General features: G+C 66.0%; 18 protein-coding genes. 6 read left to right on the top strand and 12 right to left on the bottom strand.

The window, feature by feature from the left end:
- Positions 1–17: 17 nt before the first annotated feature.
- From U741_RS0104975 to U741_RS0104955, 5 genes are read right to left on the bottom strand one after another with little or no spacing between them, the layout of a single operon-like run.
- A complete protein-coding gene (locus tag U741_RS0104975; RefSeq protein ID WP_029889386.1) occupies positions 18–998 on the bottom strand; it encodes a sulfurtransferase in 981 nt (326 codons plus the stop codon).
- Positions 999–1,009: 11 nt separating this feature from the next.
- The gene (locus U741_RS0104970) at positions 1,010–1,654 is read right to left on the bottom strand and encodes a DUF6969 family protein (RefSeq protein ID WP_052378505.1); all 645 of its coding nucleotides are present in this window, start codon (positions 1,652–1,654) and stop codon (positions 1,010–1,012) included.
- A gap of 52 nt (positions 1,655–1,706) precedes the next feature.
- Positions 1,707–1,937, bottom strand: a complete 231-nt coding sequence (locus tag U741_RS0104965) for a hypothetical protein (RefSeq protein WP_029889384.1) — start codon at positions 1,935–1,937, stop codon at positions 1,707–1,709.
- Between the two features lie 39 nt (positions 1,938–1,976).
- Positions 1,977–2,585, bottom strand: coding sequence for a YeeE/YedE thiosulfate transporter family protein (locus tag U741_RS0104960; protein WP_029889383.1), 609 nt, complete (start codon positions 2,583–2,585; stop codon positions 1,977–1,979).
- Positions 2,582–3,100: a YeeE/YedE thiosulfate transporter family protein gene (locus U741_RS0104955; protein WP_029889382.1), complete on the bottom strand. Its 519-nt coding sequence runs from the start codon at positions 3,098–3,100 to the stop codon at positions 2,582–2,584. Before U741_RS0104955 ends, U741_RS0104960 begins: the two co-directional genes overlap by 4 nt.
- Before the next feature lie 336 nt (positions 3,101–3,436).
- On the opposite strand from U741_RS0104955, the gene U741_RS0104950 reads away from it, so the two are divergent.
- From U741_RS0104950 to U741_RS0104940, 3 genes are all read left to right on the top strand, one after another.
- The gene (locus U741_RS0104950; protein WP_084154665.1) at positions 3,437–3,796 is read left to right on the top strand and encodes a metal-sensitive transcriptional regulator; all 360 of its coding nucleotides are present in this window, start codon (positions 3,437–3,439) and stop codon (positions 3,794–3,796) included.
- 128 nt (positions 3,797–3,924) lie between these two features.
- Positions 3,925–4,854 carry an MBL fold metallo-hydrolase gene (locus U741_RS0104945; protein ID WP_200872677.1) on the top strand — a complete coding sequence of 310 codons (930 nt, stop codon included), beginning with the start codon at positions 3,925–3,927 and terminating at the stop codon, positions 4,852–4,854.
- 26 nt (positions 4,855–4,880) lie between these two features.
- Positions 4,881–5,318: a DsrE family protein gene (locus U741_RS0104940; protein WP_029889379.1), complete on the top strand. Its 438-nt coding sequence runs from the start codon at positions 4,881–4,883 to the stop codon at positions 5,316–5,318.
- On the opposite strand, the gene U741_RS17670 is transcribed toward U741_RS0104940, so the two are convergent.
- Genes U741_RS17670 through U741_RS0104925 form a run of 3 tightly spaced genes read right to left on the bottom strand, consistent with a single transcriptional unit; the run spans position 5,303 to position 7,495 of the window.
- Entirely contained in the window at positions 5,303–5,698 is a 396-nt protein-coding gene (locus U741_RS17670; protein ID WP_152551497.1) for a thioredoxin family protein, read from the bottom strand. The two genes, U741_RS0104940 and U741_RS17670, sit on opposite strands and share 16 nt — an antisense overlap.
- Before the next feature lie 25 nt (positions 5,699–5,723).
- Positions 5,724–6,473 (bottom strand): alpha/beta fold hydrolase, encoded by a 750-nt coding sequence (locus tag U741_RS0104930; RefSeq protein ID WP_029889377.1) that lies wholly within the window; start codon positions 6,471–6,473, stop codon positions 5,724–5,726.
- Positions 6,470–7,495: a M14 family zinc carboxypeptidase gene (locus tag U741_RS0104925; protein WP_029889376.1), complete on the bottom strand. Its 1,026-nt coding sequence runs from the start codon at positions 7,493–7,495 to the stop codon at positions 6,470–6,472. The genes U741_RS0104930 and U741_RS0104925 overlap by 4 nt, the downstream gene beginning before the upstream one ends.
- Before the next feature lie 116 nt (positions 7,496–7,611).
- Between U741_RS0104925 and U741_RS19410 the strand changes: the two genes are divergently transcribed.
- Both U741_RS19410 and U741_RS0104915 read left to right on the top strand, forming a co-directional pair.
- On the top strand, positions 7,612–7,758 hold the full coding sequence (locus U741_RS19410; RefSeq protein ID WP_161776120.1) for a hypothetical protein: 147 nt from the start codon (positions 7,612–7,614) through the stop codon (positions 7,756–7,758).
- 39 nt (positions 7,759–7,797) lie between these two features.
- Positions 7,798–8,628, top strand: coding sequence for a nitroreductase family protein (locus tag U741_RS0104915; protein WP_084154664.1), 831 nt, complete (start codon positions 7,798–7,800; stop codon positions 8,626–8,628).
- Here the strand turns inward: U741_RS0104915 and U741_RS0104910 are convergent.
- Positions 8,618–9,166, bottom strand: a complete 549-nt coding sequence (locus U741_RS0104910) for a hypothetical protein (protein ID WP_029889374.1) — start codon at positions 9,164–9,166, stop codon at positions 8,618–8,620. The genes U741_RS0104915 and U741_RS0104910 overlap by 11 nt on opposite strands.
- Before the next feature lie 57 nt (positions 9,167–9,223).
- Here U741_RS0104910 and U741_RS0104905 point away from each other — a divergent pair, with 57 nt between their 5' ends.
- Entirely contained in the window at positions 9,224–10,327 is a 1,104-nt protein-coding gene (locus U741_RS0104905) for a PQQ-dependent sugar dehydrogenase (protein ID WP_029889373.1), read from the top strand.
- Positions 10,328–10,394: 67 nt separating this feature from the next.
- Here the strand turns inward: U741_RS0104905 and U741_RS0104900 are convergent, their stop codons facing one another.
- The 3 genes from U741_RS0104900 to U741_RS18240 form a co-directional block, all read right to left on the bottom strand.
- Positions 10,395–11,687 (bottom strand): NADH:flavin oxidoreductase/NADH oxidase family protein, encoded by a 1,293-nt coding sequence (locus U741_RS0104900; protein ID WP_029889372.1) that lies wholly within the window; start codon positions 11,685–11,687, stop codon positions 10,395–10,397.
- Between the two features lie 70 nt (positions 11,688–11,757).
- A complete protein-coding gene (mutM, locus tag U741_RS0104895) occupies positions 11,758–12,576 on the bottom strand; it encodes a bifunctional DNA-formamidopyrimidine glycosylase/DNA-(apurinic or apyrimidinic site) lyase (RefSeq protein WP_029889371.1) in 819 nt (272 codons plus the stop codon).
- Entirely contained in the window at positions 12,576–13,457 is an 882-nt protein-coding gene (locus tag U741_RS18240; RefSeq protein WP_052378503.1) for a DUF4340 domain-containing protein, read from the bottom strand. Before U741_RS18240 ends, mutM begins: the two co-directional genes overlap by 1 nt.
- Between the last annotated feature and the right edge of the window lie 2 nt (positions 13,458–13,459).

Genomic DNA, 13,459 nt, shown 5'->3' with positions numbered 1-13,459 from the left:
ATTGCCGCAGCGATGACTCAGCTGCCCAGCCCCACCACCGGGCGCCCCAGCGTGGTCCATTCGTGCATCGATCCGTCATACAAACGAACCTGTTGATTGCCGAGAATCTCGCTTTGGATGAACCAACTGCCCGCCGCCATGTGCCCGGTGTTGCAGTAGGTGACCGTGGGGCGATCAACGACGATGCTTTGCGCGGCAAACACGCCGCGATACTCTTCAGTTGTCAGGAAATGCTGGGCCACGCCTTGCGCACGAAACCGCACGTCAGTCGGCAGGTTGCGGGCTTCGGGCAAATGGCCGCCGGCCATGACCGAGGGCCGCTTGAAGCTCAGCCCCAGAAACTGCGGCAGCGGCCTCGCATCGACGATCTGAACCTTGGTCTTGATCGCCTGCTCGACGTCGGCCACCTCTGCCAGCATGTCGCTGCGCAGCGGTCGGGCCTCCCAGTCGCCTGCGGTCGGCTTAGAGGCCGCCGTGCTGATGGGCAGGCCGGCCTGCAACCACGCCGCGTTGCCGCCATCGAGCACCGCCAGCGCATCGGCGCCGTAGAGCTTCAGCGTCCAGTACAAACGTGCGGCTTCCTCGATCTCGAACGGCGCTTCACCAATCGACGTGATGACGATGGGCCGCCCCTTGCGCAGGCCGCTTTCGCGCATCAGCGCCTGCACCTGCGCGGCGTCGGGCACCAGCTTGCTGATCTTCTTGCCCTCTACAGTGCGATCCACCCGGGCCTTGTTGAAGTCCACCCTCAACGCGCCTTCAATGTGCCCGCCTGCGTAGGCGAGCGTCTTCTTCCCCGATTTCGGGTCGGTGTGAAACTCTGGCGCGACGGTCCACGAGGACGGATCACTGCGCACGTCCAGCACCACCACCTGGTCAAGATGGGCCTTGAGCCACGCCACATCGACCACCGGCCCGGGCAGGGTCGCCGCCACGGTGAGCCCGGGCGCGCACAGCGCAACCCACAGCCCCAGCTTCAAACTCCAGCGATTGAACATGACCTTCTCCTTTAGGTGAGTCGCAGGCCGCGCCAGCGGTCCAGGTGGTGCGCCTGCGTCGCGAGGCTGATCGGGCATCGACTCAGCACCGCGATTCGGCGGTCTTCAGGCACGTCGGAACGCAGTCGCAGTCGCAGCTCGGCCAAGCGTTCATCCCGCGCGTGCAGCACGGCTTCTATTTGTGGACCAAAGGCACCGACCAGCCACGCCAGCCACTGGTGAACCGGCCGCAGGACGTCGGGTGCGCGCAATTCGAATACAGCCAGTCGTTCAATCACGAAGGCGGCGCTGGACCAGTGCTCGTCGGTCACCCAACGGTTGGGCGCGAACAGACCACAGGGCAAACCGCGTGCATCGACGGAGACAGCGACCAGATGCGTGACCCGCTCAGCTTCGTGCGTGTCGGCAAACAGATGAAAGTGACCGTGTTCGCCGCGCGTGCGTCCACCGCTGGCATGCGCGTGATAAAACCAGCGGAAGCCGGTCTGGCGGTCGTGTGCATCATCATTCGGCCAGTGCTGCCAAGCCTTCGGGGTGGGTTCGCCTTGCAGCATTTCAGTGAGCACGGTGCGCCCCTTGATCGCCCACTGATGCGTCCGCGCAATCAACTGTGACAGGCCATCTGCCGCGCGCTCACGCTGTGGGGGCGTCAGCATGGACGACGGCTGCGAAGACGCTGGGCCGACACGCGACACCGGGGCAGCGTGTCTAACCACCCACTGCGCAGGGGCCAGTCTTCTTCTTCTTTTTGACCGCGCAAGGGTTGGTCGCGCCGCCTTCATCCGCGCCCTGGTTGGCGTTGGTCGTCTCGGCATCGGGCAGGTCATTGCCCGGGTTGTCGGACGAGCAGCCCGCCATGGGCACGACGGCGCCCATGGCCAGGCCGAGCATGGCGACCGCGTGGGCCAACGATTTGCTGCTGCCGGGGTGACGTTTCATCGGTTCGAGTCCTTAGTTAAAAAGAGGGGCGAGCGCGGCTCAGGAGGCCTGCGCCGTCGCGCCGGCAGGCGCCGCAGCTGACGCAGCAGTTGCGGCGGGCTTCTTGTCACGCGTCATCCAACCGACGCCGACCAGACAGGCCAGCAACATCAGCAGCACGACAATCGTCGGCAGGTTGAGCAGCTCGGGAACGGTCTGCGCCGTGGGTCCGGGCACCGCCTCAAGAATCGGCGCGATGGCCTCATAGGCGCCGGCAAACACGTAGGTACCCAGGGCCAGACCGATAAAGAACACCAGCCCGTCGATCTTGCCCGACACGAACCCGACCACCGAGGTCCCCGGGCAGTAGCCACCCACGGCCATGCCGGCACCCACGCCGACGCCGCCGAGCAGCGTCGCCCACAGGAACACGGTGGGAATGTAAATGTCGTTCTTCGCCATCACCCCACCCGCCTGCAAAAAGAACAGGCCAAACGCGGCGACGATGATGGCGGTGAACATCACCTTGAACACCCGCCAGTCCTTGAACCGCAGTTGCGCCGTCAGGTTGCAGGCGCTGGCAAAGCCGGCGCGCTCCAGGGCAAAACCAAACACCAGGCCGCAGAGCAGGCCACTGAGAATGCCGGTGAATTCGAGGGGAAAGCTCATGCGTAGAACCTCTTCATGATGAGGCCGAACGCGGCCCCGGTGGCAAAGAAACCCATCAGGAACAGAAAGCCCGCCGACGCCAACGTGGCGGCGCCCGACAAGCCCAGACCGCTGGTACAGCCCAGCGCGATCCTCGCGCCCAGGCCGGCAATCATGCCGCCCACCAGCGCCAGCGCCAGCTTCTTGGCGCTGCTGAGCTTGGTGGGGCCATCCACGGTCCAGCGGAAGCGCCGCGCCGACAGCGCGGCAAACAGCGCACCGATAGCCACGCCAATCACCTGCCAGGTGATCCATGAGTTCAGGGGGTTTCCACCGTCTGCGAACATGGACCCGAAGTAACTGTTGGTCTCAACCGTTTCCGGTGCCACGACGTGCGCGGCCGAGGCGGCGAGCGAAGTCGTGAAGCCACTGGCGCCAAGGCCATGCCCGGTGAGCACGAATGTCATCAGAAGACCCAAGCCCAGCAGTGTGCCGGCGACGTAGGGGTTCCACAGCGGTTTGGGCGCGCCGTTCATGGGCACCCTCCCAACATGATTTTGGTCACTGACCACCCCGGACACTGCGCGCTCATCGTCGCGTCATTAATCACTGTTATCTCCTCGCACTGTGTTTGCTTAATACGGTACCCGCTTGGGTATCTTGGACTATACCACCATGGGTATGACGGTCAACTCACGCGTCCTGAGTCACGGCCTTTGAGGCTGCGCACGCGCTGTCGCCGCAGGCCGCGCTGGCGCCGAATGTGCCTCTGCAAAGGGCCTGAAACGCATTACACTCGGGGGTGTCGCATCTAGGCCTCCTCGGCCTGATCGACATCGATCCGACCCGACGCGACTGTTCGAGGACATTTCATGGGCAAAGCAGCGAACCAATCCGTCGCCATCCCGGTGGCCGCCAAACCGAAGGCGGCGCGTGCACGCGCCAGCAAGGCCCCCGCAGCGGCCACACACAAGCGACCGCACGAGCAGGAGGTCATGAATCGACTGCGTCGGGTCGAGGGCCAGATTCGCGGGGTACTGGCCATGATGGAGGACGAGCAACCCTGCGAAGCCATCGCCCAGCAGCTCGCTGCCGCCCGCAAGGCGCTGGATCGCGCGTTCTACGAAATGATGGCGTGCAGCCTTGAGATGGACGTCAACGACGCCCCCAACAACAGCGTGTTGTGCCAACGCATCGCTGAAAAGACCCGGCTGCTGGCCAAGTACGCCTGATTCGTCGCGGGTCCGGCGGCAAGGCCGCAGCTTGCGTCATGCCGTACCCCGATGGGTATAGTGTCGGCATGAGCCGTCAATCGACTTTATCCCTTGTCGCGGCCCTGCTCGCCGCGCTTGCCAGTGTCATGGTATTTACCCGTTCCGGGGCCAGCGGCGACGAACAACCGACGCTGCGCCTGACGCCGATCATGATCAGCGCCCACGCCGGTTACTTCGAGGGCGAGGCCGGCATGGCGAGTGCCGACAACCGCGGCTTCATGAGCAACGCCGGCTTTGTCATCACCCCGGACGGCGTGGTCGTGTTCGACGCCCTGGCCACACCGGCACTGGCACGTGCGATGTTGGCCGCCATTGCCGAGCGCACCGACGCACCGGTCCGGCATGTGGTGGTCAGCCACTATCACGCGGACCACGTTTACGGGCTGCAAGTCTTTGCCGACGCAGGCGCCACCATCTGGGCCCATGAGGCCGGCAAGGCGTATCTAGACTCCGACGCGGCCACCGAGCGTCTCGCCGAGCGCCGAGAAAGCCTGGCGCCGTGGGTCAATGCCGACACCCGGCTGGTGCCTGCCACCCGCTGGCTGACGCTGGCTGCCGGCGACGTGCACACCTTGACGCTAGGCGATCGCCAGTTCGAGATCATCGGCGGTGGTGGCGCGCACGCCCCCGGCGACCTGATGCTGCGCGTACCCAGCGAAGGGGTCCTGTTTGCCGGCGACCTGTTCTTCACCGGGCGCATTCCGTTTGTCGTCGATGGCAATACCGCCGCATGGCTCACGGCGCTGGAGACCATTGCACAAGCCGATGCGTCGGTGGTCGTGCCCGGCCACGGGCCCGCCTCGACGGCGGTCAGCGATGACCTGCGCGCCACGCAAACCTACATCCGCTACTTGCGCAGCCACCTGGGCGAGGCCGTCAACAACATGATGAGCTTTGACGAAGCGTTCGCCTCAATTGACTGGCAGGCCTTTTCTGTCATGCCCTTGTTCGACGCCGCGCACCGCCGCAACGCCTACAGCGTTTTCCTTGAACTTGAAGCCGAGTCGTTGCAGTGACCGACGACCCCAGCCAGGAGCCCACCATGACGCATGTTATTCGCCGCTTCACCGTCTTCATGTTTGCCACACTCATGGTGCTTGCCCTGCCTGCCATGGCCGAAGACGCTGCCGCCAAACCCAGCGTCGTCTACCACGTTGATGACCACACCCGTGCGATAGCCGCCTTCCGCAACATCACCAACCAGCTCAAGGCGGCGCCCGACACCCGCATCGTGGTGGTGGCGCTGGGGCACGGCGTCGACTTTCTGCTCGACGGCGCCATGGACGAGCGGAAGAATCCCTACGAACCCATGATCGACGACCTGATATTCGCCGGGGTTGAGTTCAAGGTCTGCGACAACACCCTGACCTCGCGGCAAATCGACCCCGACGACGTACACCCTGATGTGACGCGGGTGCCGTCCGGGGTGGTCGAGATCACGCGATTGCAGCAGCAGGGGTTCGCTTACCTCAAGCCCTGACAGGCGGCGGCGCTGTCAGCGGGCAGGTCCTGCACCAGATTGGCAAGGCTCATCCAGAACAGTTCATCGCTGCTGTAGCCGTCGAATCGCCCGAGTTCAACATCGTCCTGAACGACCAGAAACGTCGGGGTGCGCGTAGTGGCCGGATCGAAACCCCACTGACTCAATTCAGGGGCCTCCCGGTCGACACGGCGCAGCGGCAGACACGCGGCCTCGTCGGTGCGGTCATAGATCGCGCCCACCTGTTGCTCGAACAGGCGGCAGGTGCCGCAGGCAGGGTCCGACACCATGAGCAGTTCGGGTTGGGCGCTGGCCTGCACGGCAAACGCGCAGGTGAGCCAGACAAGGCCAACGCCACACTCGATGAATCCAGATCTCACGGACATACCCCACACAGTACCCGAATCAATCGACCCGAGAGGCACGCCGCAGTTCCCCGATCACCCAATCGGGCGCATCCAGCGGCAGGTCATGCCCGGCGTCGGGATGCATGGCAATGGGCACCTGCCACGCCGCCGCAAGCCGTTCGGAGCAGGCTGACGAGACCAGACGATCGCTCGCCGAGCAGAGCACGCGGGTCGGTACCGTTGGTGCGTCATCAGCCCGATAGCACGCCGCTGCGGTGAGCTGTCGCAGGACGTTGCGACCGGCGACCGGACACTGCCGCCGCCACTGCGCCCAGTCGGCCACTAACGGCGCATGGTCCTCGGCGCGGTTGCTGGTCAACCGCAGGATGTCGGCCTCGACCACTGCGGCGTCGGGCGCGCTGACCAGCAGGCGCAGCAGGCTGGGCACGGCACGCAGACTGAACCGCTGCCAGGGTGCGCCGTGCGGGCGCATGCTGGTATTGCACAACACCAGCCCGGTCACGGTGTTCGGCGCCTGCCGCGCCCATTCCACCGCGACCATGCCGCCCAATGACAATGCCAGCACCCGCACCGGCGCCCCGTTCAGCCGTTGCCACTGCGCGGCGATGTCAGCGGCCATGGCACCGACGGTGTTGGGACTGGCCTCGCGAGATCGCAGCCCGTTGCCGGGCAGGTCCAGGGTGAACACCGCGGCCTGCGTCGCCTCTGCCAGTCGTTGCGGAAAGTCACCCCAGTGCCGCGTTTCGCGCATCAGCCCGCGCAGTAACAGCCACGGCGGCGCGCTCATGCGCCGCGTCCGCTGTACCAGCGTGCTTGCGCCATGGCGGCGTGCTGGGCAACCGCCGGGCCTTCCGGCAACCAGCGGGCGGCGCTGGCGGCGGCATGGGTAAAGAAGTCGAGCAGGGCAATCTGGCGCCGCATGACTCGGGCCTGCCGGTGGCCGATCAACGGGTTGAAAATGCCCAGCCGGCTGAACATCTGCCGCGGATTTTTCTTGATCCACAGCCACGAGCCCATCTCCAGGGTCAGCGGCAGAAAAATGTTCTGCGCCGCCTTGAGCGAGCGTTGATACAGGTAATCCCAGAGATCGCCGTGGGTCAGGTACTGCAGGCTTTGCGGCTCGAACACGTAGCGGTGATGCACCATCGTCTGCTCGAAAATCTGGCTGAGCGCATGGACTTCGGCGAGGTGCGGAATTGGCCGCGCGGTGTGCGCATAGGGAAACCACAATCGGTCCTGCAGGCCGAAGCCGGAGTGGCAATCCACAGTCAGGCTGAAGGGCCGAGGCTGCAACTCTTGCTCGACGGCGTGACACAGTGCGGCGCTCTCGACCTCCATCGGCGCATTGGCCGGGCCGCGATACCACGGCATCTCGGCGCTCAGACGCTGGCCCCCGACCATGAACGGCACCGACTCGGTGGCCTCGATGGGCGCGTTGCGCATCAGATCGACACCGCGCGGGTTGGCCCGCGTCCCCAGCCACAGGCCGCCGGGATTGACGCGCGGCATGATCACGATGCGCACCTGTTCAAGCTGGTGATGCAGGGCGTCGTCCCACGACAGGCGCATGACCAACGAGCGCAGGTAAGCGGTGACGACATCGGCGCCGATGCGCTCCAGACCGTGCACGCCGCCGAAGAAGCCGATGCCGGGCTTGCGCGGATCGTCGCTGCCGAGCGTGATCATCATCAGGGGCAGTGCCGTGCTGCCGGCCTGCACCGCGCCAAGCCGCTTGACCTTGAGGTGCGGCTGGCCTTGCTCGATCAGGGCTTCGAGCGCGTCGAATTCGGCCAGGGGGTGTCCGGTCATTTGCGAATCGTGCCGCAAGCACATGGCAGACGTTTGACACTGACGGTCACGCCCGCGTCATCAACGTGTCATACGTGCGCCGGATAGTCGCGGACACGCCCCCGGAGACCTGCCCGATGACTGCCATTCGCAATATCACCCGTCATGCCTCGCCGCGCCTGGTGGGCGGCATGTTGCTGTGGGGCGTGATGGAAGCCGCCGCACTGCGCCGCACCCGGCGCCAACGCGCACACTTGGCGTTCACGTCACAACAGCGCAGCTGATTTGCGGGACACTGCGCGACCCCCAATCTGGAGGTCGTCATGACCGAAACCCGTAACAAGCCGGCCGCGCCGAAACGACCGCGCGCGCGACCTGCCGCCAAGCCAACCAAACCGCCTGCAGCGTCCGTCAAGCCGGGACGCTACAGCGAGCCTGCGCCGCCACCGATTGATGTTGAGGCCTTTCGCCAAACCGTCATCACCCGACGCTCGGTGCGCCGCTTCACCGACAAGGCCATCCCGCCCGCGGTGCTGGAAGATTGTCTGGACATGGCCATGCTGGCGCCCAACTCGTCCAACCTGCAGCCTTGGGCGTTCTACAAGGTGCAGACCCCGGCGAAGAAGCGCGCGCTGGTCAAGGCCTGCCTGGGCCAGAACGCCGCCAAGACCGCCGCCGAACTGATTGTCGTGGTGGCGCGCACCGACACCTATCTGGCCAACGCCAAGCTCAACCTCAGCACCTGGCCGAAGGGCAAGATTCCGAAAATCGTCAACGACTACTACGCCAAACTGGTGCCGCTGATGTACACCCAGGGGCCGCTCGGCGCGCTGGGGCTGGTCAAGGGCGTGGGGGCCAGGGTGGTCGGGCAGTTCCGCCCCATCATGCGCGGTCCTTTCAGCCACGCCGAGATGAAGGTCTGGGCGGTGAAGAGCACCGCGCTGGCCGCCGAAAACCTGATCCTCGCCTTTCGCGCCCACGGCTTCGACACCTGCGCGATGGAGGGCTTTGACGAAGAACGGGTCAGCAAGCTGCTCAAGCTGCCGGCCGGCGCGCACATCCTCATGGTCATCGGCGCCGGCGAGCGCGCTGCCGACGGGCTTTACTACCCGCAGGTCCGCTTCGACCGCAGTCGCTTCGTGTTCACGGTGTGAGCACGTCAGGGCCGGGTGCGGCCAAAAACCCGTAAAGCAGCCCGCCCAGCGCGCCGCTGGCAATCAACCCCGCCATCCACGGCCATTCGAGGCTGGCGGGGATGGGCGCAATACCGGTCAGCGCGCGGATGCTGGCCAGCGCTGCCCAGATGGCCACCGCTCCCGCCAACCCGTGCAGCTTGATCGACGACACCTTAACGACCCGCCGCAGCAGCGCCGTGACGACAAAAGCGATCACGAACCCGACCGCCGCAATGCCCATGAAATTGAGCCCAAAGCCAACCAGATCGTGCATCAGCATCGCCAATGCCTCCCCGGTGTCGACCGGCGACCCCAGTTCACGCAACACCGACGTCGAATGACCCACCTGCAAGACCGTCGCGGACACTGCCGTGGCGACAATGGCCACGATGAACGCGGTGGGAATGCGAATAATCGCGGGCGCTTCATTGACTGCGTTAGGCATCGTCGGTCCGGCATCGAATTCGGCGCCGATGATGCCGTATTCGTCCCGGAACCGCGCATCGCGGGTGAACATTCACCCAAGACTGGTAGTCTGAAACTCGCCTCCACATTCCACATTCCGAGTCCCACGATGATTGCTCGCGCCCTGCTGCTCGCCACCAGCCTGCTGGCCCTGACCGCCCACGCTGCGCCGCGGCTCAATGTCGAAACCGTTGCCGAGGGACTCGACTTCCCGTGGGCCATGGCCTTTCTGCCCGACGGCAGCGCGCTGATCAGCGAACGCAGCGGCGCGCTGCGCGTCTGGCGCGACGGCGCCGTGGACCCCACCCCCGTCGAGGGCGTGCCGCAAGCCTATGTCGCGCGGCAAGGCGGGCTGTTCGACATTCTGCTGGCCGAAGATTTCGAAGACTCCAAGTGGGTCTACCTGTCGTTAGCCCACGGCGACGGCGACGCCAACACCACGCGGGTCATTCGCGGGCGCTTCACCGGCACCGCGCTGGAAGATGTGGAGACGGTTTTCGACGCCGCGCCCAACCGCGACACGGCCGTGCACTACGGCGGCCGCATGGCTTGGCTGGCCGACGGCACCTTGGCGCTGGGCCTGGGCGACGGCTACGACTACCGCTACGAGGCGCAGGACCCGGCCAACCACATCGGCACCATCGTGCGGCTCAACGCCGACGGCAGCGTGCCTGACGACAACCCCTATGTTGGTGAGTCCGACAAGGCGCCCGAGGTCTACAGCTACGGCCATCGCAATGTGCAGGGGTTGGTCTGGGACGACACGCGCGACACCCTGTGGGCGCACGAACACGGCCCGCGCGGCGGCGACGAGCTGAATCGCATCGAGCCGGGCAAGAACTATGGCTGGCCGGTGGCGACCTTCGGTGTCGAATATTCAGGGACGCAAATCACACCCCACACCTCACGCCCGAACATGGAAGACCCGGTGCTGCACTGGACCCCGTCCATCGCGCCGTCCGGCATGGCGCTGTACGACGGCGAGCTGTTCGAGGAATGGAAGGGCGACCTGCTGGTCACCGCCCTGGCCCACCGCGTGCTGGTAAGGGTCAGCGTCGACGATGACGGCAACGCAACACAGGAGCGCCTGCTCGCCGACCGGAAAGAACGCCTGCGCTCGGTCACCGTCGGCCCCGACGGCGCGATTTACGTGCTCACCGACTCGGCAGAGGGCAAGGTCTTGAAGCTGACCCCGGCCGCTGAGTCAGAGTAGCCGGTCCCAAACAAAAAGCCGCTGCCGATGAGCAATCGGCAGCGGCTTTTTGGTGGGCGCAGTTGGTTCAGGCCGCCGGTCGCTTGCTCGCCCGCCACCGCTTGAAGGCGCAGACGTATTCGTCAGTGAGGTAAGCAAACGTCGCGCGCCACAACCCGTAATGGTGGCGCCGGGTGCCGTCGCCCATGCGCGCGATCTGCAAGCAGTACCAACCGAGCTGGCCAATGGTGTGGACGATCTTGATCGCGTACACATTGCTGGTCTTGCTCAGCCACTGCGCCTTGCCCAGGGTCATGTCGTGCTCGAAGGCCGGCAGGGTCGTCATGCGCCCGCTGAATAGCTGCTTGGGCGCATCGGGGTGGGTGCACAACGGACGCGCGAGGCCGACCACATCGCAGTGCCCCTCATCCAGCGCGGCATTGATGCCCTCGGCGCTGCGGAATCCGCCGGTGACCATCATCGGCATCTTCGCCACCTTTCGGATGCTCTCGGCGTAATCAAGAAAGTAGGCCTCGCGGGCGCGGGTGCTTTTCCGCTCGACGATGCTGTCGTCACGGCCGTCGACGCCCAGCAGCTTGGGTTGCTCGTAGGTGCCGCCGGAGATTTCCAGCAGATCCACGGTTTCGTCGTTGAGCCACTGCACGACGGTCAGGCATTCGTCGTGGGTGAAGCCGCCCTTGCGGAAATCGTCGGAATTGAGCTTGACCGCCACCGGGAAGTCCGCGCCCACGGCTTTGCGGGTGGCGCGCAGCACTTCAAGCAGAAAGCGCGCGCGGTTCTCCAGTGAACCGCCCCACTCGTCACGACGACGATTGGTCACCGGCGACAGAAACGACGACAGCAGATAGCCATGCGCAGCGTGCACTTCGACGCCGGTAAAGCCCGCATTCCGCGCCGTGACGGCCACATGGGCGAAGCGGCGAATGAAATCTTCGATCTCGTCACCGATCATCTCGCGCGGCTTGGCGTAGTTGGCGAGCATGTCGAGCTGCACGTCGGACGGCCCCACCGGATCCCAGGTGACGTAGCGCGGCGTCTGCCGCCCGGGGTGCGAAATCTGCATCCACAGATGATTGCCGCCCTCGGTACCCGCCTTGGCCCAGTTACGAAGCTGGTCCAGCCCGCCGTTGCCGTCGATGGCGACATTGCTTGGCCGCTCCAGCCGCAGCTTGTCGATCATCACGTTGCCAGTGATGAGCAGACCCGCACCGCCGTGCGACCACTGCCGATACGCACGCGCGTGACGCTCGGTGGCGCGCAGCCACGGGTCCGCCAGGCCTTCGGTCATGGCCGCCTTGGCGATGCGGTTGGGCAGCGTGGCGCCGCAGGGCAGCGTGAAGGCATCGGTCATCGAGGTCATGGCAGGTCCGGCAGAAAATGAACGACCGACATATTGCCCACTGCCCCGACTTCGCGCATCCCGGACGGGCTCAGCGCTGACAGGCCGGGCACCAGACGCTGGCGCGCTGACCGATGCGCAGGCCCTTCAGGGAAGTGCCGCAGACCCGGCACGGTTGCCCTTCACGCCCGTAGACAAACAGGTCTTGCTGAAAATACCCGGCGACGCCGTCGGCCCCGGCGAAATCGCGCAGGGTGGTGCCGCCTTGCTCAATGGCATCGCGCAACACCGCGCGCACCGTCGTCACCAGTCGATCACAGTCTGGGCGGGTCAACTTGCCCGCCGCGCGGGTCGGGCGAACACCCGCGCGGAACAGCGACTCGGCGGCGTAAATGTTGCCGCAGCCGACCACGGTGCGGCCGTCCATCAGGAACGACTTGGTGGCCACCTGCTTGCCGCGCGAGCGGGCGTGCAGATAGGCGCCGGTAAAGTCGTCATCGAACGGCTCGGGCCCCAAGTGATCGAGCAGCGCGTGGCCGGTTTGCGCCTGCGGCCAGTGCAGCACCGCGCCGAAGCGCCGCGGGTCGTTGAGCCGCATGCCGCCGCCACCCACGAACTGCCAGTCGACATGGTCGTGCTTGACCGGCGCGGGCAGCGCGTCGAACACCCGCAGCCGACCCGACATGCCGAGGTGCACCAGCACCGTGTCGCCGCCACTGAGGCGCAGCAGCAGGTATTTGCCGCGACGGTCGACCGCCGTGATGGTTTGCCCCTGAAGGTCGGTCGACAAGGTCGCGGGCACCGGCCAGCGCAGCCGCGCATCGCGCACCACCACCGCCGCGATTTGCCGTCCGACGATGTGCGGTGCCAGCCCGCGACGGACGGTTTCGACCTCGGGAAGCTCAGGCATCAGTCGGCCGGTTCGGCCTCCGGCGCGGCTTCGGGTTCGCCTTTGGATGCCGGTTCCGGCACGGTCAGCAGCGTGGCGGCCAGCACCGCCGAGAGCGTGTATTGCACGCCCAGTTCCGCGTTCACCAACTCGAACTGCGGCGCGCGCTGCAGCACGACGAACGGCAACGCGTCACCTGAGGCCAGGTGCACCGTGACCCGCTCAAGACCGTCGGCATCAAGTGCTTCCGGGGCGGCGGCATTCCACATGGCGCGCACACCGGCCCAGCCTTCGACCAGCGCCTGCGGGTCAAGCTCGGGCGCGCCGGTCACCCGCCAGCCGCCGTCGGCTGCGGCCTCGACCAGACGGCCGTCCGGCAGGTCGATGGCCTTGATTGCGGCGCCTTCGGGAATCAGCTGCTTGCTGACCAGGTCGCTGAAATCGGCGTCCAACGCGGCACTGGGCGGGTTGTCGACCAGTGCGGCCAGGGCGTCGGTCTGCACCACGCGCTGGGCACTGAGCGGGTCGGTGCCACCGAAGCGCAAGGCGACATCGTTCAGGGTGATAACGAAGGCCGGGGGCGACAGCCCCAACTCGGCCGCATCGAAGTCTTCGCCCAATGCGCGGCGAACCGGCAGGGCGGCGAGGTTGAGCAGCGACGCCACCTCGAAGGCATCGGCATCGGCCGCCACCGGCTCGGTGAGGCGCCAATTGCCATCATCGCGGCGTGCCAGGGCGATGGCCGGCTTGCCGGGGTGCTCGACGCGGATGCGCTCGATGGCGTCCTGACTCAGCGCCGTCAGCGGGCGCGTCGGCTCGGGCTGCTCGCGCGACAACCATCCCAGCGCCGCCAGCCCGGCGATGCCGGTCAGCAGCAGCAGATTGCGGCGTCCTCGGTTCATGT

The organism is Polycyclovorans algicola TG408, from assembly GCF_000711245.1.
GTDB classification, from domain to species: Bacteria; Pseudomonadota; Gammaproteobacteria; order Nevskiales; family Nevskiaceae; genus Polycyclovorans; species Polycyclovorans algicola.
Note: the sequence above shows the minus strand (reverse complement) of the source record. Positions and strands in the feature narration are given on the sequence as shown.

Bases quoted from the DNA above. Each gene is read 5' to 3' on its own strand.
- U741_RS0104960 (WP_029889383.1), bottom strand. From the start codon at position 2,585: ATGAGCTTTCCCCTCGAATTCACCGGCATTCTCAGTGGCCTGCTCTGC.
- U741_RS0104900 (WP_029889372.1), bottom strand. From the start codon at position 11,687: ATGACCTCGATGACCGATGCCTTCACGCTGCCCTGCGGCGCCACGCTG.
- U741_RS0104925 (WP_029889376.1), bottom strand. From the start codon at position 7,495: ATGACCGGACACCCCCTGGCCGAATTCGACGCGCTCGAAGCCCTGATC.
- U741_RS18240 (WP_052378503.1), bottom strand. From the start codon at position 13,457: ATGAACCGAGGACGCCGCAATCTGCTGCTGCTGACCGGCATCGCCGGG.
- U741_RS0104950 (WP_084154665.1), top strand. From the start codon at position 3,437: ATGGGCAAAGCAGCGAACCAATCCGTCGCCATCCCGGTGGCCGCCAAA.
- U741_RS0104945 (WP_200872677.1), top strand. From the start codon at position 3,925: ATGGTATTTACCCGTTCCGGGGCCAGCGGCGACGAACAACCGACGCTG.
- U741_RS0104975 (WP_029889386.1), bottom strand. From the start codon at position 998: ATGTTCAATCGCTGGAGTTTGAAGCTGGGGCTGTGGGTTGCGCTGTGC.
- U741_RS0104930 (WP_029889377.1), bottom strand. From the start codon at position 6,473: ATGAGCGCGCCGCCGTGGCTGTTACTGCGCGGGCTGATGCGCGAAACG.
- U741_RS0104915 (WP_084154664.1), top strand. From the start codon at position 7,798: ATGACCGAAACCCGTAACAAGCCGGCCGCGCCGAAACGACCGCGCGCG.
- U741_RS0104965 (WP_029889384.1), bottom strand. From the start codon at position 1,937: ATGAAACGTCACCCCGGCAGCAGCAAATCGTTGGCCCACGCGGTCGCC.
- U741_RS0104910 (WP_029889374.1), bottom strand. From the start codon at position 9,166: ATGTTCACCCGCGATGCGCGGTTCCGGGACGAATACGGCATCATCGGC.
- U741_RS0104970 (WP_052378505.1), bottom strand. From the start codon at position 1,654: ATGCTGACGCCCCCACAGCGTGAGCGCGCGGCAGATGGCCTGTCACAG.
- U741_RS0104905 (WP_029889373.1), top strand. From the start codon at position 9,224: ATGATTGCTCGCGCCCTGCTGCTCGCCACCAGCCTGCTGGCCCTGACC.
- U741_RS19410 (WP_161776120.1), top strand. From the start codon at position 7,612: ATGACTGCCATTCGCAATATCACCCGTCATGCCTCGCCGCGCCTGGTG.
- U741_RS0104955 (WP_029889382.1), bottom strand. From the start codon at position 3,100: ATGAACGGCGCGCCCAAACCGCTGTGGAACCCCTACGTCGCCGGCACA.
- mutM (WP_029889371.1), bottom strand. From the start codon at position 12,576: ATGCCTGAGCTTCCCGAGGTCGAAACCGTCCGTCGCGGGCTGGCACCG.
- U741_RS0104940 (WP_029889379.1), top strand. From the start codon at position 4,881: ATGACGCATGTTATTCGCCGCTTCACCGTCTTCATGTTTGCCACACTC.